This is a genomic window from Shimazuella sp. NTD250, assembly GCF_059510375.1.
The window spans coordinates 274,577-295,813 of sequence record NZ_JCAJZS010000001.1; the positions used below are offsets into that span (position 1 = coordinate 274,577).

The 21,237-nt window shown below is 36.0% G+C and carries 24 protein-coding genes and 1 pseudogene; 8 read left to right on the forward strand and 17 right to left on the reverse strand.

Translation table 11 applies throughout. The annotated features are described in order from the left end of the window. Positions 1-165: 165 nt before the first annotated feature. From AC5WOF_RS01455 to AC5WOF_RS01475, 5 genes are all read right to left on the reverse strand, one after another. Positions 166-453, reverse strand: a complete 288-nt coding sequence (locus AC5WOF_RS01455) for a hypothetical protein (RefSeq protein ID WP_496048175.1) — start codon at positions 451-453, stop codon at positions 166-168. A 993-nt stretch (positions 454-1,446) separates the two neighbouring features. Then, a complete protein-coding gene (locus tag AC5WOF_RS01460; protein WP_496048176.1) occupies positions 1,447-1,656 on the reverse strand; it encodes a hypothetical protein in 210 nt (69 codons plus the stop codon). Between the two features lie 41 nt (positions 1,657-1,697). Beyond that, the gene (locus tag AC5WOF_RS01465; protein WP_496048177.1) at positions 1,698-1,850 is read right to left on the reverse strand and encodes a hypothetical protein; all 153 of its coding nucleotides are present in this window, start codon (positions 1,848-1,850) and stop codon (positions 1,698-1,700) included. 138 nt (positions 1,851-1,988) lie between these two features. After that, positions 1,989-2,264 carry a hypothetical protein gene (locus AC5WOF_RS01470; RefSeq protein ID WP_496048178.1) on the reverse strand — a complete coding sequence of 92 codons (276 nt, stop codon included), beginning with the start codon at positions 2,262-2,264 and terminating at the stop codon, positions 1,989-1,991. Positions 2,265-2,487: 223 nt separating this feature from the next. Further along, on the reverse strand, positions 2,488-5,328 hold the full coding sequence (locus AC5WOF_RS01475) for a UvrD-helicase domain-containing protein (RefSeq protein WP_496048179.1): 2,841 nt from the start codon (positions 5,326-5,328) through the stop codon (positions 2,488-2,490). Between the two features lie 543 nt (positions 5,329-5,871). Here AC5WOF_RS01475 and AC5WOF_RS01480 point away from each other — a divergent pair. Both AC5WOF_RS01480 and AC5WOF_RS01485 read left to right on the forward strand, forming a co-directional pair. Continuing rightward, positions 5,872-6,234, forward strand: a complete 363-nt coding sequence (locus AC5WOF_RS01480; protein WP_496048180.1) for a hypothetical protein — start codon at positions 5,872-5,874, stop codon at positions 6,232-6,234. Positions 6,235-6,384: 150 nt separating this feature from the next. Further along, on the forward strand, positions 6,385-6,915 hold the full coding sequence (locus tag AC5WOF_RS01485) for a DUF4352 domain-containing protein (RefSeq protein ID WP_496048181.1): 531 nt from the start codon (positions 6,385-6,387) through the stop codon (positions 6,913-6,915). Between the two features lie 484 nt (positions 6,916-7,399). Here the strand turns inward: AC5WOF_RS01485 and AC5WOF_RS01490 are convergent, their stop codons facing one another. The 7 genes and pseudogenes from AC5WOF_RS01490 to AC5WOF_RS01520 form a co-directional block, all read right to left on the reverse strand. Then, the gene (locus AC5WOF_RS01490) at positions 7,400-7,588 is read right to left on the reverse strand and encodes a hypothetical protein (protein ID WP_496048182.1); all 189 of its coding nucleotides are present in this window, start codon (positions 7,586-7,588) and stop codon (positions 7,400-7,402) included. A 339-nt stretch (positions 7,589-7,927) separates the two neighbouring features. Beyond that, on the reverse strand, positions 7,928-8,293 hold the full coding sequence (locus tag AC5WOF_RS01495; RefSeq protein ID WP_496048183.1) for a GNAT family N-acetyltransferase: 366 nt from the start codon (positions 8,291-8,293) through the stop codon (positions 7,928-7,930). 336 nt (positions 8,294-8,629) lie between these two features. After that, positions 8,630-8,809, reverse strand: a complete 180-nt coding sequence (locus AC5WOF_RS01500; RefSeq protein WP_496048184.1) for a hypothetical protein — start codon at positions 8,807-8,809, stop codon at positions 8,630-8,632. Positions 8,810-9,008: 199 nt separating this feature from the next. Further along, positions 9,009-9,545 carry an AAA family ATPase gene (locus AC5WOF_RS01505; protein ID WP_496048185.1) on the reverse strand — a complete coding sequence of 179 codons (537 nt, stop codon included), beginning with the start codon at positions 9,543-9,545 and terminating at the stop codon, positions 9,009-9,011. A gap of 60 nt (positions 9,546-9,605) precedes the next feature. Continuing rightward, positions 9,606-10,217, reverse strand: a complete 612-nt coding sequence (locus tag AC5WOF_RS01510; protein WP_496048186.1) for an AAA family ATPase — start codon at positions 10,215-10,217, stop codon at positions 9,606-9,608. Between the two features lie 67 nt (positions 10,218-10,284). Continuing rightward, positions 10,285-10,797, reverse strand: a complete 513-nt coding sequence (locus tag AC5WOF_RS01515) for a hypothetical protein (protein WP_496048187.1) — start codon at positions 10,795-10,797, stop codon at positions 10,285-10,287. A 235-nt stretch (positions 10,798-11,032) separates the two neighbouring features. Beyond that, positions 11,033-11,236, reverse strand: a pseudogene (locus AC5WOF_RS01520) (RNA polymerase subunit sigma-70); the annotation flags it as partial. Between the two features lie 442 nt (positions 11,237-11,678). Here AC5WOF_RS01520 and AC5WOF_RS01525 point away from each other — a divergent pair. From AC5WOF_RS01525 to AC5WOF_RS01535, 3 genes are all read left to right on the forward strand, one after another. Beyond that, positions 11,679-12,275 carry a class I SAM-dependent methyltransferase gene (locus AC5WOF_RS01525; RefSeq protein ID WP_496048188.1) on the forward strand — a complete coding sequence of 199 codons (597 nt, stop codon included), beginning with the start codon at positions 11,679-11,681 and terminating at the stop codon, positions 12,273-12,275. A gap of 541 nt (positions 12,276-12,816) precedes the next feature. Next, entirely contained in the window at positions 12,817-13,353 is a 537-nt protein-coding gene (locus AC5WOF_RS01530) for a hypothetical protein (protein WP_496048189.1), read from the forward strand. A 292-nt stretch (positions 13,354-13,645) separates the two neighbouring features. Next, entirely contained in the window at positions 13,646-13,966 is a 321-nt protein-coding gene (locus tag AC5WOF_RS01535) for a YnfA family protein (protein ID WP_496048190.1), read from the forward strand. Between the two features lie 276 nt (positions 13,967-14,242). On the opposite strand, the gene AC5WOF_RS01540 is transcribed toward AC5WOF_RS01535, so the two are convergent. Next, the gene (locus AC5WOF_RS01540; protein ID WP_496048191.1) at positions 14,243-14,971 is read right to left on the reverse strand and encodes a type 1 glutamine amidotransferase; all 729 of its coding nucleotides are present in this window, start codon (positions 14,969-14,971) and stop codon (positions 14,243-14,245) included. A 90-nt stretch (positions 14,972-15,061) separates the two neighbouring features. Further along, on the reverse strand, positions 15,062-16,024 hold the full coding sequence (locus tag AC5WOF_RS01545; RefSeq protein WP_496048192.1) for a helix-turn-helix transcriptional regulator: 963 nt from the start codon (positions 16,022-16,024) through the stop codon (positions 15,062-15,064). A gap of 95 nt (positions 16,025-16,119) precedes the next feature. Between AC5WOF_RS01545 and AC5WOF_RS01550 the strand changes: the two genes are divergently transcribed. Continuing rightward, the gene (locus AC5WOF_RS01550) at positions 16,120-16,599 is read left to right on the forward strand and encodes a GyrI-like domain-containing protein (RefSeq protein WP_496048193.1); all 480 of its coding nucleotides are present in this window, start codon (positions 16,120-16,122) and stop codon (positions 16,597-16,599) included. Positions 16,600-16,619: 20 nt separating this feature from the next. Next, on the forward strand, positions 16,620-17,084 hold the full coding sequence (locus tag AC5WOF_RS01555; protein WP_496048194.1) for a DUF8821 family protein: 465 nt from the start codon (positions 16,620-16,622) through the stop codon (positions 17,082-17,084). 274 nt (positions 17,085-17,358) lie between these two features. Here the strand turns inward: AC5WOF_RS01555 and AC5WOF_RS01560 are convergent, their stop codons facing one another. Continuing rightward, a complete protein-coding gene (locus tag AC5WOF_RS01560; RefSeq protein ID WP_496048195.1) occupies positions 17,359-18,810 on the reverse strand; it encodes a CsxC family protein in 1,452 nt (483 codons plus the stop codon). A 269-nt stretch (positions 18,811-19,079) separates the two neighbouring features. On the opposite strand from AC5WOF_RS01560, the gene AC5WOF_RS01565 reads away from it, so the two are divergent. Beyond that, positions 19,080-19,949 (forward strand): DUF6612 family protein, encoded by an 870-nt coding sequence (locus AC5WOF_RS01565; protein ID WP_496048196.1) that lies wholly within the window; start codon positions 19,080-19,082, stop codon positions 19,947-19,949. A 60-nt stretch (positions 19,950-20,009) separates the two neighbouring features. Here the strand turns inward: AC5WOF_RS01565 and AC5WOF_RS01570 are convergent, their stop codons facing one another. Both AC5WOF_RS01570 and AC5WOF_RS01575 read right to left on the reverse strand, forming a co-directional pair. Further along, positions 20,010-20,426 carry a YndA family protein gene (locus tag AC5WOF_RS01570; protein WP_496048197.1) on the reverse strand — a complete coding sequence of 139 codons (417 nt, stop codon included), beginning with the start codon at positions 20,424-20,426 and terminating at the stop codon, positions 20,010-20,012. 211 nt (positions 20,427-20,637) lie between these two features. After that, positions 20,638-21,048: a YndA family protein gene (locus tag AC5WOF_RS01575; RefSeq protein ID WP_496048198.1), complete on the reverse strand. Its 411-nt coding sequence runs from the start codon at positions 21,046-21,048 to the stop codon at positions 20,638-20,640. Positions 21,049-21,237 lie beyond the last annotated feature (189 nt).

A 21,237-nucleotide genomic window follows, 5' to 3' on the forward strand; every position in this document is an offset into this window, starting at 1 on the left:
CGTGCCGGATTTGGAGTTATCTCGGACTTACCCCCATGAGGCGGTTCGTATTCTCGTCAGTCAGATAGGTTCCATTTATTGTAATTCTTATTTACCCTTTTCAGGGGGATGGGCAAAAATGCGGGATTTAGCTAGATTTCATTATTTGATTAGATCACAACAGCCTCAAGGTTGATGTTTAAATTCCTTCCAACCATTACTTTTCAATCGGCTAACAAACTTATCATACTGGTCTGTGTTCAGTGCACGAATGTCTTCAAAAACAATCGTAAAACGCTTTTGTTTCACATCATAAATAACTCGCTCTATGTCATGATCAAAATCATCTCCATCCAAGCTGAGCGACATACCTATATGTGGGATAAAATCCAAATCTACTGATCTTCGAAGATGAAGAAACTTATCCCTTATCACTCTAGTATTAATAACATATTGGCTCATTGTAAATTCCATGATCACTCTTCTTCCATTATATGGTTGTGTTATCCCTCAGTCGCCGGATGCTGGTATACTTAGATGGTTCATACCATCGATGCTTACCAGATACATTTCTACCTCTTATATCAACGCATGATTCATAACCAGCTCTATAATCCGCCTTTTTACACACATGATTTGTTACAAATAAGCCTCAACCTAATCAGCACCTTGGGATTCCATACGTGTTTCACAATATTTACACTTCACATTCCTCTGTGTCCTTATCATGATAGAGGACGGAATGATGACGAACTTCATAAACTGAACCACAATTTGAGCATGTATGGATTTCCATTTATATCACCCTCCTGTTATCAGACTTTTCAATTATATCATCCTGTCTATTTTAAAATGAAATAATTTTTCTGATAATCAGAGTTGTGATGAACACCATCGAATCGATCCGAGAAAAGAAAACGAATTTTACACTTTTGAGTTTACTATTCAAAATCAACAAATTTCATTTTCAACACCCTTGTCTTGTTTTATCCTCCTTTTATTGCACCAAAAAGGGTGAATATTAGATATAGTTACAATTAATTTTGTTATACATTTTTGTTACAAAAAGAACCTTTATAAATCAAGTTTTTCAAAACTTATCTTGTTACGTACCAAAAACGGTCGTTTTTGATACATGGTAAAAACGACTAAAATATTATTCGAATACTTCCCTATAGATCTTGACGACCTTTTCTCACATCTATCTTGGATGGAACTTGTATTTTTTTATGATAAAATGAGTCGAAACCACCACTTCACCTTCGAGAGAGAAAATGATGGATCACACTTCCACCATCAGCAAACTCAAGGAATACGTCGAAAACAACCGGAACGAGTTCTGGTTCGTGGAGATCAAAAGTGATCAGATCACTCTCGTCACCAAAGATCCTAATGAGCAGTTCCTGAGCTTCGGTTACTATGAGAGCGGAGCATTCGCAAGTTCGTTCGGCATGACCAAGTCAAGCTTCATTCGAGACTCAAGGCGAGTGCCACGACGAGCGAAGAGGAAGTGGAACAAGCAGGTTCGGAATGGCATTCATCCCTGCCAAGTTCGATAAACTCTTCTCGAAGGCCATCTTGTCTCTGACAACTTCTAGTTGTACGGAGAAACCGGACAGTTTGTTGAGATTCTCGCTTCCAGCGATGAGACTCCACAACTGCCCGGACTGTATACAATTGTAAATTCATATAGATGAAGAAGTGTCGTCAGTTCTACATTAATGGAAGACGACCTTTTCCGCATCCTCAAACGGCACGAGCTCCCCTTGTTTCTTGCTGTACATCACCTGATAACACTTGGTAATCCTTTTGATATCGACGACGGTCTCCATTCGATCTCTGATTTTGATTTTGGCCCTAGTTTTGAGCATTGGAAAACACCCCTTATGCAAACTAAAGAAGCCATCCACTGGATGACTCTCATTTATATATTTTCCTTATATTCAGGTGTCTGGACAGCAAGGTACACTGCCCAGACATGTCCCGCTAATCAGTAATACGAATTGAGATCACTGCTTTGCTTGATTGACGAAGGTTACCCCATGAATCGAGTTCGAAGTCTTACCAGATCCAACAATCTGATAGAAGGACCAAACTTCAGACTCTTCCCCTGCCTCATCAGTCTCTTTTTCCTTGAGATGGATTTCGATTCCCTTTCCATACATCGCATAGTCAGCCCAATAATACTTAATCTCGATTCCATCTGTACCTGTAATGATATTATCCTGAACCTTTGTCGTGAAGTCCTCGTCCTTGATCTCAACACGAGTACTGGTTACCTGCATGATGCGAGTCCTCTCATTAACGGAAAGCTGTATATCAGCCTTAGATCCAGTATATGATAAAAATTCCTAATATTCACTAATATAATATCCACACATACAATTCTTACTGTTCGATATAATCATATTATCCTAACTGATAGTTTCTAGGCCACTATGATTGTGAACGAAGAAAACGAGATCAAATGATTTCGCTTTTATCAGACCTTCCTTACTGATAGATTTTTTATACTTTAACTGGGTCTTTCTCGTTTATATTTCTTGTATTTTTACACAAATCATAATTACTGCAACCTAAAAACTCCCCATACTTTCCTTGTTTTTTTATCAAAAATCCACCACAAGATTTACATTTCCGATCTTCGCTTAGTACATCTATATCGTTTAATGAATAATCACACATCGGGTAATTCGTACATCCTACAAAGTCCTTGCTTTCAACTTCTATTTTTCTTAGAGTTAGATAACCTAATTGGCATCTTGGACATTTTGGATTTAATGTTTCGATTTTCTCTGGATTAGATGAGGTATATGGTACCTTATAAATATCAATTAGCTCTCTTACAAAACAGGACATTTCTTTCTCAGGAGCTAGAATATAGAAACCATTTTTAGTTCGTGTCATGGCTACATAAAACAATCTGCGCTCTTCTCCATAGAAAAAATCATCGCTATCAACCAGCACCCAAGATAAAATTGGATCATCTACGATTTGATTAGGAAAACCAGTAGTTTTGTTATAGCCATTGATAAGAATAACATTCTCTGCCTCTAATCCTTTGGATTTATGAGTAGTTAGAAAAAACAATTTAAGTGACGGATATTTGCTGTATGTTATCATATCTAACTCTGATTGTAGTTCTTCTTCTTTCTTAAAGTCTGGATCTTTCAATATCACCTCTATATCAAAATTATTTCGTCCCAATAACATAATTTCTGCATTAACACCATTGTTAGACACAATTTCATCAATCGTTAATTTCAAGGATTCATGAATTTGTGATTGAAACTTGATAACTTTAATAGGACTTTGGGTTGTTTTTTGGGAAGTCAATTTCTTTTTAAATTGACTCGGATTCTTCATAACAAAATCTCCGGCTATACGTATCAGTTCTTGCGAGTTACGATATGTTTTTTCGATTTTTAAAAGCTCATGGGTACCAAAAAACTTTTCAAATTTAGTAAATAGCTGAATATCACTACCAGCGAAACGATAGATGGATTGCCAATCATCCCCGACACATATTACTTTAGCTCCTGTTTGTTCCTTTATCGCTTGTATTAAATGAAATCTACTTATAGAAATGTCCTGATATTCGTCAATGATGATATAGCGGTATTTTGCTTGAATTTTACCTAAATGGACTATTTCTGTTGCTTTATTGATCATGTCATTAAAATCAATAGCTCTCTTTTCTTCTAATAATTTCTGATAGTGTACGTAGATAGGTTCCATTAACCTAAAGAAAAGATTTGCTCTTTCCTGAAGAAATTGATTTTTCTCTGTTTTCTCATTTAACGAAGTAAACTTTTCAAATGTCGCTTCTTTAAAACCATTGGATTTAAATAATCCAATAAACGTCTTAATTATCTTTAGAAATTCCTTAAAATACTCTTTCTGAATTATTTCATCAAAAATAATAGAAAAAATCTCCTGAAAATCGATCTCACATAACTCTACTTCATGTTCTTCTAACTTTTTCTTAAGTTGACTCAGCAAAATCCCTTTTTGATTGTAGTAAGAATAGGTTTCAATGAGCCTTGTTTTATGTTCAGCATGTAATTCTCTTTTCCATTGAATCCCCTCTAAATATTTCTTCTCCTCTATTTTACTTAACCATGGTACTCTCTGATCCTCCGTTATTCCAAAGTGTTCAATGTAGATATCATACTTAGGGAGGTAAAAGTCTGGTTTGTATTGTCTAAACATCTTATTGGAAGTCTTATATTTATAGTTTGGTTCATAGACATACTCAATTCCATTTAGAAAAAGAAAGTTTGCGATCATTATCTCTTCCAGACTTTTTACTGTTTCTCCTTTCAACGTATTTTTGTTTTTCTTCTTGGCATCTATATTTTTTTCAATAAAAGTAACTTGTCCTGCTTTTCCTTTTATGGTTTGTAAATCCATGCTTTTACAATACTCGTGATACTCCCCTAAGCTTTTAAACTTACTAAAGTCGTTAGGGATATTTAGATAGCATCCAAAGAACTCAATTAATCGCTTAATTTGCTTTTTATCATGAAATAGTTCATTTCTTATGTAAGATTGAATAGCTTTGTCGAGCTCATTATCTCTTATTTCAGGTTTTTCATTTCGATTTTGCTTAATAATTTCCAAACCTAACTTATGAAATGTTTTTACTGGTACTTCTACATTCAGTTTTTTTGAAATTCGATTATACATCTCTTCTGATGCTTTTCGAGTAAATGAGATAAGAAGAATTTCCTCTGGTTTGATCTTCTTTCTATCTATTAAGTACTTAACCTTCCCAGAAATGGTCAGTGTTTTTCCGCTTCCTGCACCAGCTAATATCAAATTATGATCTTCATCTGTAACAACAGCTAACCGTTGTTGTGAATCCAGTGATTTCCCATCAATATTATCAAAGAGATCTTTGTTTACTTCCAGCTCTCTTTCTACGTATTCTTTGTTCCATTTTGATACAAATGATTGAATATTAGGGTAAATATCTATAAATTCTTCTACTAGTTTGTTATCTGTTTTGTTACCGCTTTTGAAAAACATATACGGATTAGAGTATGAAGAAATTAGTTCTTCCCTCATGGAAAAAGTGATATAGTCCTGTTTTACGTTTGATAACTTTGCTTGAAAAACTTCTATGGATTTTATGTTTTCGTTGATTTTGGCATTTACTTCATTTTTTAACTCTAAAAGTACATTTAACTGCAACAAGTATTGTCCTTTTATATACATAAACTGATCTTGTATTTTTTTATAAGAGCTCATTTTTGCCAACCAATCTTCTTCTTTTTGGTAAAAAGCAAATGCATTCTTGTTTAAATAAAAAGCATTATTGAACTCCAAATACTCTTTTTCAGCCATATAGGGCTTCTTCACCTCATTGATCTGCTGTCTGTGAGATAATCTCGTGATTTTCTTAAATCTTGAATATTAGATTTGATATCATGATGCTGGTCTTTGATTTCACCAAGTCGGTAATTAATTTTGATTAGTATTTTTCTTAATCTGTACTCTTTATATAACTTAATAAAAAATAAAAAGATTTTTTTCATTTCTCTGTCCTCTCTATTTTGGAACTCAACAAACAGATTCCTTAACAAAAACAACGAATTTAATTACATTTCTTTGTTTTATATTTATATTTTCTTTATGAAATTAGGAAATCCTGTTACTGACCAATACAGTTCCTTAAATAAAAACACACTCTCATTGTGGCAATTAGGAGTGCGTTGTATTGGTATTAATTTTTTGTTCATCCAATATAGAGGTATCTACCCCTTGATAATTTCCAATAGCACTCAACACAATATCTTCCATTCTCATCATTATGTTTTAAATAGTAAAAGGGAAATCGTTTGATGAATCCGAATAATTGTATAATAGACTCATCAGGTGGTGAAGCGAATGAATGAAAATGATAATTTAATGCAGATGATGCGGTTAGTATTGGAACAAGTACAGAATATGAATGTTCGCATGGATCAGATGGATCAAAATATAAAGCAACTACCAACAAGGGAAGAATTGTTAGCTGTCCAGCAGACTGCTGTGAGCGTGGAAGATCGATCCGAAACTGGATATGTATTGTTAAACTCTCAGCATAATCGATTTGAGAGCCAACTCAATGAAATGTCAGAAATTATGGCAGAAGGATTTCTAACAACAGCTAACACTCTACAAGAAATTTTCATACTCAATGAGTCGCTCGTCGATAAAGTAAATGACTTGGATGAAGATGTAAAAGACCTACAAAAGAAACTAGGTTAAATAAACCGCCTCTTAGTAACAATCAGGGGCGGTTTATTATTTCACTCTTTAAGGGAATATTTTCTGTAAATATGATCTATTCCGTCAAAAGAGTGATATGATATAGCTCTGATATCAGAAAATACATAATATTAATTCGAGGTGCGAAGTATGAGAAAAATCGGTAAGATTGTACTTTGGAGTTTTGTTAGTATTATAGCTCTGATTATTATCGCTGCTATTTTTGCCCCTAACGATCAACCAGTTTCAAAGGTAAATAGCGACAGTCCAAAACAAGAAACGAAGCAAGAGACTACAAGAGAACGAGGGTATAAAGTTGGCGACACCGTCAAAATTTCAGATACAGAAGTAACCATCTCAGCAGCTACAATTGGAAATCCAGATGAATATTCTCAAACCAAAAGCGGAAAAGTTCTCACTCTAGAAATCAAAGGCACAAATAATGGAACAACCTCATGGTTTCTCTCTAACACTGATTTCAATCTTTATGATAATAATGGCAATAAAGTAGAGGAATACTTCGGTGGAATGAACTATACTCCACTTTCAGGAGAAGTAAATCAAGGAAAGAAGATATCTGGACAAGTAAAATACGATGCAAAACCAGGTACATATGACCTAGTGTATAAACCTAATTTCTTGCTAGATCAGGAAATACACTTTACGATAGAAGCGAAATAAGCCCATCATTGGGCTTTTTTTATTGAAGGAGAAACACTATTTTTATCTAACTATACTTGTATGACACTAAATGATATTGATGCCTTTTTTAATGGGTATAAACCAGCGTTTTTATACAATCCAAACAGCGATATCTCAAGTTATACCACCAATGAAATCTTACGTTTACGAAAATATCCACGGTTAAGAGTGTTGGTTCATAAGATGAATCAGCGCCTATATTTCCAGTGAATTTCATTTCAAATTAGGTCAAATACTTGGATTCCCTCCAAAGGCAGCTACGTTTTATTCTGAATGGATGAGTCTAAAGAAACACGTGTACCAAAATCAAAGCTACTGAACAAAATTATAGGGGATTTATCCGATTCAAACAAGAACTCAATTTACTTTGGATAATATTCCTTGGCATGTCCTATTTTTACACATATCTCCAAGTACCCCTTATAGAAATACACACCAATATATCAACTGTGGCCACCACTACTTAACTATTTAAATATGGATCATTCTCCATCTCTTCAATTCCTCTAAGCACGTTTCTAAGCGCACTTACATGACCATCACAATAATCATACAATTCTCTACAAGGAGCGGCCCTCCTTTGTCGTTCTGCCTCTTTCAACATCCCATTAATAAAAGTTCGCATTGCATTGAATACCTTTTTATTTGACATGTTTTTCATCTCCTTGTAAAATCATGTACTCTCTAATTTTACCACTTATAAATATTTTAACATTATTTTACATGATTCTGATAACTTACATAAAGAAAAAACATCAGCTATCCATTCGGACGGCTGATGTCTCTTATTTTGGTGATGCTATCCGATCTGATAAACAAGACTCTTTAGTCCACTTGCGTCTTGCCTCTCCCCTGACAACACTCCTCCTATCTTTTCCATAGCCCGTTGTGAACGAAAATTGTTCGCTCCAACCAAAAAAATGACGGTGTTGACAAACTTGAACGCATGCCCTAACATAAGTCGTTTCAGTTCTCGGTTATATGTGCCTCTCTAGTGAGATCTGGCAAGGAAAGTCCACCCTATCTCGATCTCATCTCGCTCTTTTTTGTAGCCATGATAGCGGGACGACCCAATCAAACAATTTTTCTTATTGTCGATCACCACCAACGCTCCTTTAGAGTTCAAAGCATCACGAAAAAAAATCCTAAACTCATCTTCTTTGTATCGACTCTTTTGTGGGTGCTGTTTCCAAATGAGTGGATCCGATGCCACGGTATAGAGCTCTGTGAAATCTACTTCCTTTAAAGGCCTGACCTCGATGAATTCGCTCTTCAAGTGTGGTTGGAAATCGAAGGTTTTTTCAGCATTATCGGAGTCTACACGAAATCGTTTAATTGTCTTATCATCATTATCCAAATTTTATCGTCTCCTTTAGAGTTCACCTCGACGGATACAAATCATTTCGGTTCTATATCAGCGAAGATATCATTACCCGCAAAGTAGATTACAATTACTAGGAGGTGATTCTTGGAACCTTTTTGCAATAGGATATCTGGTATGGCAAAGGAGTACATTCTGCGAAGATATTATCGTATGGATCAACACTATCACAAGACGAAACGTACAAATTATGTTTGATAAAACTTGAGTGTTGATGGAATGCGGTTTGCCGATAAAATATTTACCAGTAAACAATTTCGCCAAAGTTTTGATCCTAGTGAGCAGTTGAGTTTACGAGTAACAGATATTTAATTATTCTACTTCCTCTCCATCCTCATCTACTTGCTTCGTTACTCCTCCATACAACCAGTTATTTTTCTCCACAAACTCAATAAATTTATCTAAAAACTCATCTTGGTTAATGTTTGTATGTCCATCCTCTGCATAGATAGTGCCACTAATTTCTATACCTAACTGTTTGTATTGTTTCATGTAATAACCTCCTCTAATTATAATAAGGATGGTAAAAATACAGGTATAAAGTATTTTGAATGGATAAATTCTTCCACTGTTCTCTCATCCTCTAATCTTTTATTGAGGGAGTAGGACCAGCTTTGGTAATCGCAGGGAATAAGGAACTTATGGGGGTCTAAGAAGTGTAGAGGGATGATACGGTTCATCCCTCTTTTTATTATGAATAGTTTTGGATCACTTGGGTGAGATCAACAAGCGGGACAAGGGTTTGCCAAGATTGATCCAACCATTGATGTGAATCGATGATATGTTCAGGATCTGTAAACTTCTCACGCTGTGCATTTCGCTGTAAGCATAGCTCTAATGGCACTTTTAGACGCACAAGCCCAACAGAGAAGCCATGGCGCTTGGCATCAGCAATTGTTGTTTTCATATAATCAATGTCTTTTCCTGTGTAGGATAATAAAAATGATTGACGCAGCAAGATGCTTTCCGTCACATCAATTTTGGCTTGCTGCTTCGCCAGCGAAGAGATCGCTTTAAGCGAAACGGTAGATGGGTCAAGCGACAAAGGAATTTGTTGCAGCTTGCTCATCCGAATTAACTTGGAATCAATCACTCGAATTTGATCACGATATTTTTTTGAAAAAGTCGTCTTGCCACTGCCAGCTACTCCGGTGACAAAAATAGCTGCTGGTTGCTTAGGGATAAGAATGTCCACAATGGTTTTTGATCTAGTTGCGACTTGCTCCATTTTTTGTTTCCGCCTCTCTATCTAAGTTGAATGACATTCTTTATTGGTTGGATATCTTTATTATTTGTACATCGAAATTACTTGGCTCAGATCGGCGAGAGGGGCGAGTTGTTCCCAAGAATGCTCCATTTTATGGTGGACTTCGATGATTCGCTCGGGAAACACGAAGTGCTTACGATTTGCATTCCGTTGTAAACATAACTCAAGCGGGGTTTTAATATGTATCAGACCTATAGTGAATCCATAGTTTCTTGCCCGTAAAATGGTTTCCTGTATATATGCGATATCTTCCCCTTCAATCTCCAACAAAAAAGAAGTTCTACTTTGGATATATTCACTCACTTGATCAAGTGCTTGTTCTCTTGATGATGGAGTGAAGAGAGCCACCATCGCTGGCTGTAGCAATTGTTCTGATGGCAGCGTATTTGCTGTGATTGCATCTTGATTAATGACAGGAAAATGATTACGGTATTGTTCAGCAAAGGTTGTTTTGCCACTCCCCGGTGTCCCCGTTACAAAGATTGCTACTTTTTCTTGTTGTATTAAAATATCCACGATATTTGCTTCCACATAATCCACTGTATTTGCTCTACCTTTCTCCCAATTACTTCTAGTGATGTTTGATTTTCTACGTATTTCTCGTGAGCAGGCAATGCGCATTCTCTTTAACATAGGTCAAGTGGGTCTCATTGTAAAGACATATTTATCTCATTTCAGCGAATTTATCGAATGAATAGACTTAAATCAGCTTTAAACAACTAACCGTAATTTGACCAACAAATTGGAAATAATCCTGCGGATTAAAACAGGAACCCTCATAACTCCTAAAAATAGAAAAAGTGATCCAAGAACTTTGAATCACTTTCATTTTTATATATCGAATTCCATTAGATTTGCTGCGGGCTGTGCCTGCACGAATCACTTCGCACAAACCCAGCCCGACCCACAGGTGGCAAGCTTCACGATGACGATGATCGATGAAGGCGCTGATCAGAGTGCCGAACGCACCTTTGAACGCCTCCAGGAAGGGCTCATCGAGTTCCTCATCCGATGCGCCAGGATTCTCGGTCTTGACCTGCTCCAGAACGGTCCGTACGAACGAATTGTACTCCAGATATCCCGGGTAGTTGTCAGACAGGAAGTTCCGGAAGCCCCGTTCGTAGGAAGCATGTTTCAAGATCGCGTGATGCACAGAACGAATGATATCGTCATCGGCAAAACGCTTGGAGACCGTGATGTTCGCACCGCTCATCACCATGAGTTCTCCCATGAATCGATGGATGTTAGATATCTATTATATCAAAATACATCTTGCTTAGACCATTCAACAAATATGTGGCTTGTCCCACATTCACTCAAGACGAATCCTCGGTTCCCTCTCCTCCACAATCTCCTTCTCCACACCACATTGTTCATCGAAGCAGGTACAAGTCCTAGCTCAAACCTCGCATTCATCACAATTTTTTTACATCGGTTCATGTTCCCAATCTCTTTACAATGTGAGCCACTAAGCGTAAATTGTGTTCAATCAAAAGATTTCGAGCAAAGCTGTCTCCCTCTGCCATCCTTTTCAAATTTAGTTCTTCTTCTTGCTCGGACAATGGTTGTGGAAAAGCATTGCTTTTAATAAACGAAACAAAAACCATCATCTCTTTGATGAGAAGAGATAAAGCAGTTATGATCCCTGACATAGTTACCTCCCTGCTTCTTATACATGTATTCATTTACAATTGACATTTTTATTTTTATGCAAGAAGGTATCAGAATATGGGTATAAAACCGTTATGCTTACATTTCAAAGAAAACCATGTTACGAGCTGTATCTATAAGTTCTGATCAAAGGATTTTGATTAAGTTTCTCTACGAAGAGTTGCAAATGTTTCTTTGTATGATCTTTCTTACTCTTATCCGATTGATGAGAGTGCAGCTCTATAATATAGCCTAATGGTAGAATAGAATTTTAGAGGCATTTCTATATCCATATATAGACATTAGAAATTTCAAATTAATCAACTGCAAAAAAGTTTGCAGAAACCTTATATGAGGATGACTTTCTACTCCCACCAAGGTCTATACGAAAAGGTTTGAGGGTAAAATTTGATTACTATGCAGCTATCAATTGGAGAGTGAAACATGGAAAATAACGTTTTTGAACAGATGGCAAAAAAATATGATACAGAAGAAAGAATGGAATTAGCTAAAGTGATAGTGAAGGAAGTGAGATCAGAATTACGTAATGGTAAATCAAAATCTTTAATAGACTATGGGAGTGGTACTGGTCTCATAAGTTTAGAATTATCAGATTTAGTAGATTCTATTTTGTTGGTTGATTCATCAAACCAAATGTTGGAGGTTGCGAAGGCTAAAATTTCTCTCCAAGGTATTACCAATTCAAAAGTATTGTATTCAGATTTTACTCAACATACTCCTGAACTCAAGGCAGACATAATTTTAATGTCACTAGTCCTTCTTCATATTCCAGATACAAAAAGAATTTTACAAGAATTGTTCAACATTTTAAATGATGGCGGCAAGCTAATTATTATTGATTTTGACAAAAACGACAAAATAAATCATCCGAAAGTTCATAATGGTTTTTCGCATGAAGAATTGAAAAAAAGATTATCCGAGGTTGGATTTAAATCCATTGAAATTACAACATTTTATCATGGTAATCGTATTTTTATGAGTCAAGATGCCTCCATGTTTATATCTAGTAGTATAAAGTAATTTCTTGCTTTTTTATTTCTTAATGGGAAGAAAGTGTAAAAAACAAAGGACTATCTCCATTCCTATGGAACAATCCAACGTTAAACAGTTATCATGTATCAAAAAATGACTCAATGATGGCACTAAAATAGTTATACCTATCCCAAAACAGAAGAACTGAGTTGTCGATAAAAAATACAAAAAAAGCCAGCTAACATGATTATTTACAGTGATAGCTTGCCTTTTATCTATGCTAGAATGACACATACGTTCTGAGGATAGACATAAATACTTGAAACATTTGTTGTGCAGAGAGCTGCCATTTGGCAGCTCTTTTGCTTTCTATTTGAGGGCAAAATCATAGAAAGTCATCCACTTCAAATCACAAATTGAAAACACGATCAAATAATTGCATTTTTGATATTAGAAAATCTCAGCGAGCTGTACAGAAAAATGACAAAAATTGTCAATGAACTCTCCATTGACAAAATAATTGTTTACATTTTATTCCGATTTGATAAAATATTAGTAGATGGTAAATATTATATAAGGTGGTATGAATTTGAAAAAATATTTTTCTATTCTACTTGCTTTTGTCTTTAGTTTCTCTTTATTACTTGTAACTCCATCGACCAGCACAGTCCATGCAGAAGCAGTAAACATTGATACTAATAAAGATTACTATATCGTTCCAGCACACAATCAAAAACGAGCTTTAACTTATGAATTATATGGTTGGAGCAATTGGGATTATGTTCGTCTATCGGGTAGAGATGGATCTAGCGAAAAATATCCATATGGTACACCAGTCCATTTAATCGAAAGTGGTACAAGCGGTCAATATATTATTCAAATGAAGGCATCAACACATGGAGGATATAATTCTTTTACGATTAATCACAGCAATAGTGCTTGGTACAATTTTATCTATCTGGATAGAGCTTCTAGTGCTCACAAATGGAGTTTTAAACCATATCAGGATGGTTACGTTATTGAACATGAGAATAATGCTTGGTATCTAAACTTAACCAGCGATCAAAAAGAATGGTTAGTTGTTTCACAGGAACCTGAAAAATTCTTCCTAGTACCTGCTCAGTGATTTTTAAAGTTACAAATAGATATTAGTTCAGTCTATGTGTTATTATCCACACATCAGATGTGTGAAGAGCTGCCCTCAGGGTGGCTTTTTTATATTTATTTCGTAGAAAGAGGTATCAGAATATAGATATTGTTATATTTAATTTCTGCATACATCAAAAAACTTCCGTTGTGTTGAAATGAAATCCATGTTGATAAGCTGCTTTTTTTGTATTAGGGTTAGTCGTAATGTAAATGAAAAATAGTTTTCAATCGCCTTTATATTGATAAAGGGAGAGAAAGAAGGTTGTTTGATGATGGTAGTAGTATTGTTTTTACTTGCTGGATTAGCGGAAATCGGCGGGGGATACTTAATTTGGCTTTGGCTACGGGAAGGAAAACCTTTTTATTGGGGATTAGCAGGAGGGATTATATTAGCGTTGTATGGGGTTATCGCTACTTTTCAAAGCTTCCCTTCATTTGGTCGTGTTTATGCAGCATATGGAGGTGTTTTTATTGTTCTCTCCATTCTCTGGGGTTGGGGAATCGACAAAAAAACTCCAGATTTATATGACTGGATTGGAGCTGGTATTTGTGTAATTGGAGTTGTAGTCATGTTGATGCCTAGAAACTAAACATTACAGCCTAAGCTTCCCTTTATTTATATGTTTTTTCTGGTTTGACATTCGGTTATACCATTGCTTAGAAGGAGGAAACTATATTTCAAATCTCTGGAAAATATGCTGATTTCTCCAAAAAAATTTAGTATCACTCTGGATGAAATAAATAACAGTAGAAAACAAATGACCACTATGCACTTGGAGATCATTTATTGTTAGGCAATAGATGAGGCATGGAGCCAAACGCCATTAGCGCATCAACTCCCCCTACCTCGGCCGAATCCCATCACGTTACTCAGATGTAATTTTTTTATAGTCCATTACGAGTTTATCCAAAAATATAAATAAATTCTCATTCATTACTTTATAATCATTTTTTCGAAGTTGTTCTGGCTGCTGAACGAATCTTTGGTCACTGAATTTGGATAGTTCAGCTGCTGAATTTTCAATCAGGAGCTCCACCAAATCATGATTGAACTCCAAATGACATTGGAAGCCATAGACTAAGTTTTGGTATTCAATAATCTGCCTCGGACAAGCTTCACTATAGGCAATTACTTTACAATCTTCGGTTAACCCCGGCATATCATTGTGCCAGTGCCCGACAACAATGGTATTGCCAAAATGGGGAAATTTACGATTTTGTTTCCCTTCTTCTGTAAAGGTTATGGGAAAACAACCTATTTCTTTTTCTGGACTATGTTCGTACTTTGCACCCAAGGACTCCCCAATGAGCTGTGCGCCCAAGCAAACACCTAGTACAGCCTTACCAGCTTTTATACATTTATTTATCAATGTTATTTCTAAAGCTGCATCAAAGTGAGGACACTCTTCCATCGTTGTACTCGGACTTTGAGGACCACCCAGTACAATTAATAGATCAATTCCCTCTATGGATAATGGTAGTTTTTCACCAGCATAAACCCTTGAAAATCCAAAACTGTATCCTCTGGTCTCAGCCCATGTCTGAAATGCTCCCGGCCCCTCAAACAACTCATGAACAATAAAGTGAATGTGCATTTTTTACTCCTTTCAAGACATATTAGCAGTGTTTCGATCATAAAGAGAAATTGGCCAAGCTCCATATTATTTAGGTTTTAACTACAACTGTTATGGACAGTATAAGCTTAATCTCTCTTGTAAAACTACTAAGATTTCTTCTGCCACTTCCCTGACCTTGATATCCTCACCTAGAAAAAGTAACCAATTTGTTATTTCCGACAATTCTTCGGGCTTATAAACATTGATAAAAGTTTTTAGAATGGCTGTAGTTTGGTAAGGATTTGTATAGGAAAGGGAAACTTTTAATGGATGATATTTTTTGAACTGGGCAATCGCTTTTGGACCAAGTTCAAGGACAAGGTTGATACCTTCTTCCTGTTTACTTAGTTTTTCTAATATCTTTTTCTTACTTATTCTATTTTTTGTCGGGTAGGGCTTGATCTCGATGAGATGATCAACAGGAAAAATCTTTTTCTTTTCTTGCTTTAAGTCAACACCTTCAATCAGCCAAAGGCTTTTTTCACGATAGAGGTGCAAGAGATAAATGGGATAAGACTTTATTACCTTCTCTTCTTTGATGGTAATCCATAAATAGCTATCCAAAAGAAGGAGTTGGATGAGTTTTTCTAACATGGGGTGTGGGAGATCTGAAAGCTCAAGTAAATCGGGGTTATGGGGGTTGGTTCCTTCAAAAAGCAAAATCTGATTTAAAAGAACGAGATCATCCTGTTGGTTTTCTGAGATCAGTCCCAGTAATTTTTCTGCTAAAGACTGACGGCTCTTTAAATAGGGGAGTTGTTGATTTCTTGTGGCCATAAAGGCAATAAAAAGAGCTTTGACCTCATTATCGGTAAAGCGAACAACGGGCAGGACAGAGTTGTGCATGACAAAATAACCCCCGTCCCTTCCAACTTCAGAGACGAGTGGCATTCCCATGTCTTCAATTTCTCTGATATCTCGAATAGCTGTCGAACGAGAGATGTTAAATTCACGCATGATTTCAGAAATAGTAAAGTGGGAGCGGTTGTTGATATATCTCATGATAATATTAATCCGTTCAACTTTTTTCATCTGGACTCCTAAATAGTATCATTTTTTGACATGATTTAAGATTATCATATATCTATCAAGTGCAGGAAACAAGTCAAAAGAGGAAGGTGTAGAATATGGCAGATTATACCCTAGAAGAAAAAGACAGCTTTACTGTTTTAGGTTTTGGAACGGAGCTTACAGACTTTACAGGCTTAGATAAGGAGAAGTCAGACTTTTGGCAGACTGTTAAACGAGATGGAACACTGGAAACTTTAAAAACCGTAGCCACAAATGACTACATTTTTGCTGTGAACGAAGCAGTGAATAACAAAATGATGCATTATGCCGGCGTCATGACAGAGGCATCCATATCGGTATCAGCACCGGAAGAAACCAGAGTTATCCAATTTCCTAAGGGAGAATACCTAGTTGTAAAAGGGGAAGGGAAAACCGCTGATGAATTGAATGAAAAACTTACTGGCATTGCCTTCGGTCAAGTCTTGCCAGAAGCAAAGCATTTTGCCTATGTTGGTGGCCCAAATGCAACGGTTGAGATGGGTCAGCGGAACGGTCTCGTTTTTGGTGAGATGTGGATTCCTGTTGTTAGAAAATAAAGAGAGAAAAGGGGATGGAAATGTCCTATATTGTTGATTTTAAAAAGGTGTCTACGGTTGGTTTAGAGACTTCACCTGTAGTCGAAGCTCTTGCTGGTTTACGTGCGAATGAAGCTCGTTACTTTATGAACAAATATAAACATGAATTTACAGTTTTACCAGCTAGCGAAAGCCAGGAATCCCTTGATTATATGAACCGAATTTTGAAAGAAGAACGCGATATTGAGTTTGCAGCTAAGCCATTGGAAACGTCGCGTTTTCAAGTGGAAAATATCCAATTTACCTACGTCTTTTATGAAGACGGCCTTGCAGTCAATGTTATGTATACCGTTGATAACTCTAAGAAACGAGCCGTTGGTTTTAAGCTTTCTGAGGGGATGGAGGTACCGAAGGAGTTAGAAGGGAAGTTTAAGTTTGCTAGGCAAAAGTCTAAACTAGCAGGAACCATTCGGGGCTCGTTTTTTGTCATCAAAGGAGAATATTAAAGCCAACAAAAGCGCAAGTTGAGAAATCCAGCCATTTTCTGTATTTGGTCATTCTTTTACTTTAGTGAAGTGAGTGAAAGCTATTTTCGCTCTAGGTAAAAAATAGCTTTCACTCGTTAAGAAAACAACGGATACTTTTCCATACATGCTGCTGGAGATGCTCTTAAATTGGCAAACTTAACAAGACTAGACCTTAAACTGTCATCGATGCTGGAGACATTTTATCGTACATGTTTCTTAAAATGAAAAGACTCTTGAGAAAACCTCAACAGTCTTATCTGCGTTTTTTTCTATTTTTCTTTATACTCTTTCCTACCCACTGTTTTTTACCTTTTATTTTATGCCTATGATCACATCTATTCTCGTATTTCTCTACATGATTACGCTTATTTATGTTGCGTTTCTTTCTACACTTTTTTTGATGACCACGATCATGACACTTCTCTTCTTCATGCTCATGCTTCTCATCCTTCTTACACTTTATTTCATGCCCATGATCATAATATTCCTCATCATCTTCTTCATGCTCATACTCACATTCCTCTTCTTCATCGTTGTCATGCTCGCACTTCTTCTTGCGCTTCTTTTTACATTTTTTTTCATGACCATGGTCACAACATTCCTCTTCTTCTTCATGGTCATGCTCACATTCCCATCTATCCTCATATTCTTCTTCATAGTCATGCTTACACTTCTTCTTATGCTTCTTTTTACACTTTTTTTCATGACCGTGGTCACAACATTCCTCTTCTTCTTCATGGTCGTGCTCACATTCCCAGCTATCCTCATATTCCTCTTCTTCATAGTCATGTTTACACTTCTTCTTATGCTTCTTTTTACACTTTTTTTTATGACTATGGTCACAACATTCCTCTTCTTCTTCACTCCCATGCCCATGCTCACATTCCCAGCTATCACATTCCTCTTCATGACCATGCTTACAAGGTATAGGGATTTGCTGGCGTTGTAGTATTTTCACTAGTAGATCCAATACAATCTTTTCTTGCACAGTGATAAAAATACGCTCATTTGGGATTTTAGCTAGAGGAACAGATGAATCGAATTTAGCAAGATCGAATTCATTAATTTCAAAGGCTTCCAGCTCACAGTATGGCTGCTCATTATAATGAACGGAATTGCCAAATAATTTTTGATCAAGCTTAGACCTTCTGCTACTTTGATCTAAAAATCTAGCTTCCGTATCACTTGATGCAAAAAAATCAGGGGAAAGTTTTCCCTCAAATGTAACTTCCGTACAACAACTGAAAGGAACATGAGCAGTAGTATGGAGAATACTGCCACAAATTGCATTGGCATTTGTGGTACCTGGTCTGGCAGTTGCATATTCAATGTTCTTGCGGATAAAACCTGATATAAAAAGTTTAAAGTGATTCTTACGTGAAGTAGGAACTAATTTACATTCATCCAAAGAAACATCTTTTTCTACTCTTTTAATCTCCAATGCTGGCTGCTCTAAAGTAATATCTACATCAATACACATTTGCAGGGATAACTCAGCAAGAACTACTGGAACTTTTAGTGTTTTAGGAAAAGATACAACATTAGGGCAACCCATTTCTACACGATTTTGAACCACTTTACATCCCTGTGGTGGTGGAGGTGGAGGTGGAGGTGGTATCGGCGGTGGTGGAGGTTTCTTTGCAGGGTGAACTGGGTTGCACACTTCAAACTGAACGATATGACATTTTGGAACAAATCTTCTCATCCTTATTCCCTCTCTCTATTTGATTGAGACTACAAGATTTTAAGATAGTATATTCTTGGTATAAAAAAGAGAGAGGGCTGATATCTCCATTATATAAAGCAAATTTCAATACTCTTCTGTTCCATTTTCTTGTGTTGTCATGTTGGATTTCTTTTTACATCTAAGCTGATTCAAACTTCTAATCTAAACGAAATGACGGAATGATCATATACGAATCACCCTGGCTATGCCTATAATAGGTTATCCCTAAATAAGGAGTAGCTGTCACAATGAAAAAATGGATTATACCTTGCATCGCAACTTTATTCCTGTTAAACGCTTGTTCTTCTCATGCCAAATCTTCAGTTATTCCCAAAAAGAATCCACCCAAACCGATCACTTCCGTGTCAGAGGCAATCGATAAGTCAACAGCAGCCATGGAAAAAATGAAAAGCTTTCAAGTGGAGTATACGAAAAAATACACTTCTGATGAAGAAAATAAAAATTCTGATTATCGCAATCATATCGTAAAGGCTGATCAGATATCTTTTACTTTTATTGATCGCAATCAGTATCATCTCTATGAACGTATTCATGAAGAGCGAACCACTGACAAAGAGAAAGATCCTGACACCCAAACAGAAATATATGTAAAAAATGGCGTACTTTATAAACGGTATTTCGATTGGGACACAAATGGTTCTGACCACTGGGAAAAAGGAAAGCCCACAAATTCAACGCTTTCCGAAACGTTGTATGAAAGTCCCAATTTCCTTGACCCTACCTATTTGTTAGCAGACTTAAAATCCAAGCAAAAACAAGTAAAACTCACACAGACACCAAATGCATATGTACTTGAACTTACTTTGACCGATCAAGAGGAAAAAACAAGTATCATGGGCTCTGGTAAAGGTGGAAAAGGCTTTGTGGATGTCAGTGTCATAAGAAAAATACCTCTGTATACCGTTAAAGTTACGATAGATAAGGAAACACTCCTCACTCAGAAAGTAGAGCAACATGAGGTCTCTTCGATCGATGCAAAAGAGAAAACTGGAGATATGATCAAAACAGATGAGTACAAAACGCATAATTTTAAATTTAGCACAAAATCAATCACGGTTCCAAATGATGCACTGACAACACAAAATCAACTTAATTGAACATCTTATATAAAAAGAAACAAAACGACCTCAGATTTTTTGTCGGAGGTCGTTTTGTTATCAATCAAAAATAGAGAATACAGCATTCTTATTCGTTGTTTGAACATAAATTTCGGCTTGATTATTAGTTCCATCTTGATATGAGCTTATATCTATCATTGCACAATGTGACGAATCGGTGTATGAAGTAGGGGTAAGATACTTATAAGATACATAATCATCTGCATTATCTGGATCATATTCCTTTACATAAAAGTAAGTTCCGCCACCAGCGAGAAGGCATATTAATACATTTCCTGAAACAGGTGCACCATCTACATCTGTAATATAATAATTAAGAGTGGAATTCCAATGTACTCCCTTACTCCAAACACTCGTTGCCTGCCATCCAGCAGAATCTGCAAATGCTGATGAAAACGGTAACACTAGTGCGAAAATGGAAATAAAAAATGAGAATACGGACTTTTTTAAATTCATTCTGTCTTCCTCCCTGTTGTGATGTTAACGCTTATGAAAGCTAGGTAAATATAAATGGAAGTGATACGAATGAGAGAATCACTCTCTTGAAAATTCATAATATATAAAGATAGAATAGAATCCGACATTAAATAAAAAATTATATTATAATTCAATTTTTTAAAAAATAAATAAAGCACAACCTCTGATTTTTCCAGAGGTTGTTTTGTTATCAGTCATAAATAGCGAATACGGCATTCTTATTCGTTGTTTGAACATAAATTTCTGCTTGATTATTAGATCCATCTTGCCAAGCACTAATATCATATGATACACAATGTGACGAATCGGTGTATGAAGTAGGGGTAGTATACTTATAGGTTATATTATCATCTGCATTATCTGGGTCATATTCCTTAATATAAAAATAAGTTTCCCCACCAGAGCGAAGGCATATTAATACATTTCCTGAGGCATGTGCATTATCTACACCTGTGATGTAATAACTTAAAGTAGAGTTCCAATGTACCTGTTCCTTAGTCAATAACTGCCATCCAGCAGAATCTGCAAATGCTGATGAAAGCGGTAACAATAGCGCGAAAAGTGAACCAAGAAATGTCACTACGGTCTTTTTTAAATTCATTCTGTCTTCCCCCTGGTGTTTGTAATGAAAGCGGTAACAAAAACTAGGCAAATAGAAACGAATTATGGATTAGAGATAACTCTCTTGGAAATTAATTATATACGAAAAGAGCATAAAAAGCTAATATTAAATCAATTAAATTATATTATAATTTATTACATTTATTGAAAAAGAAAATAATCATGGAAA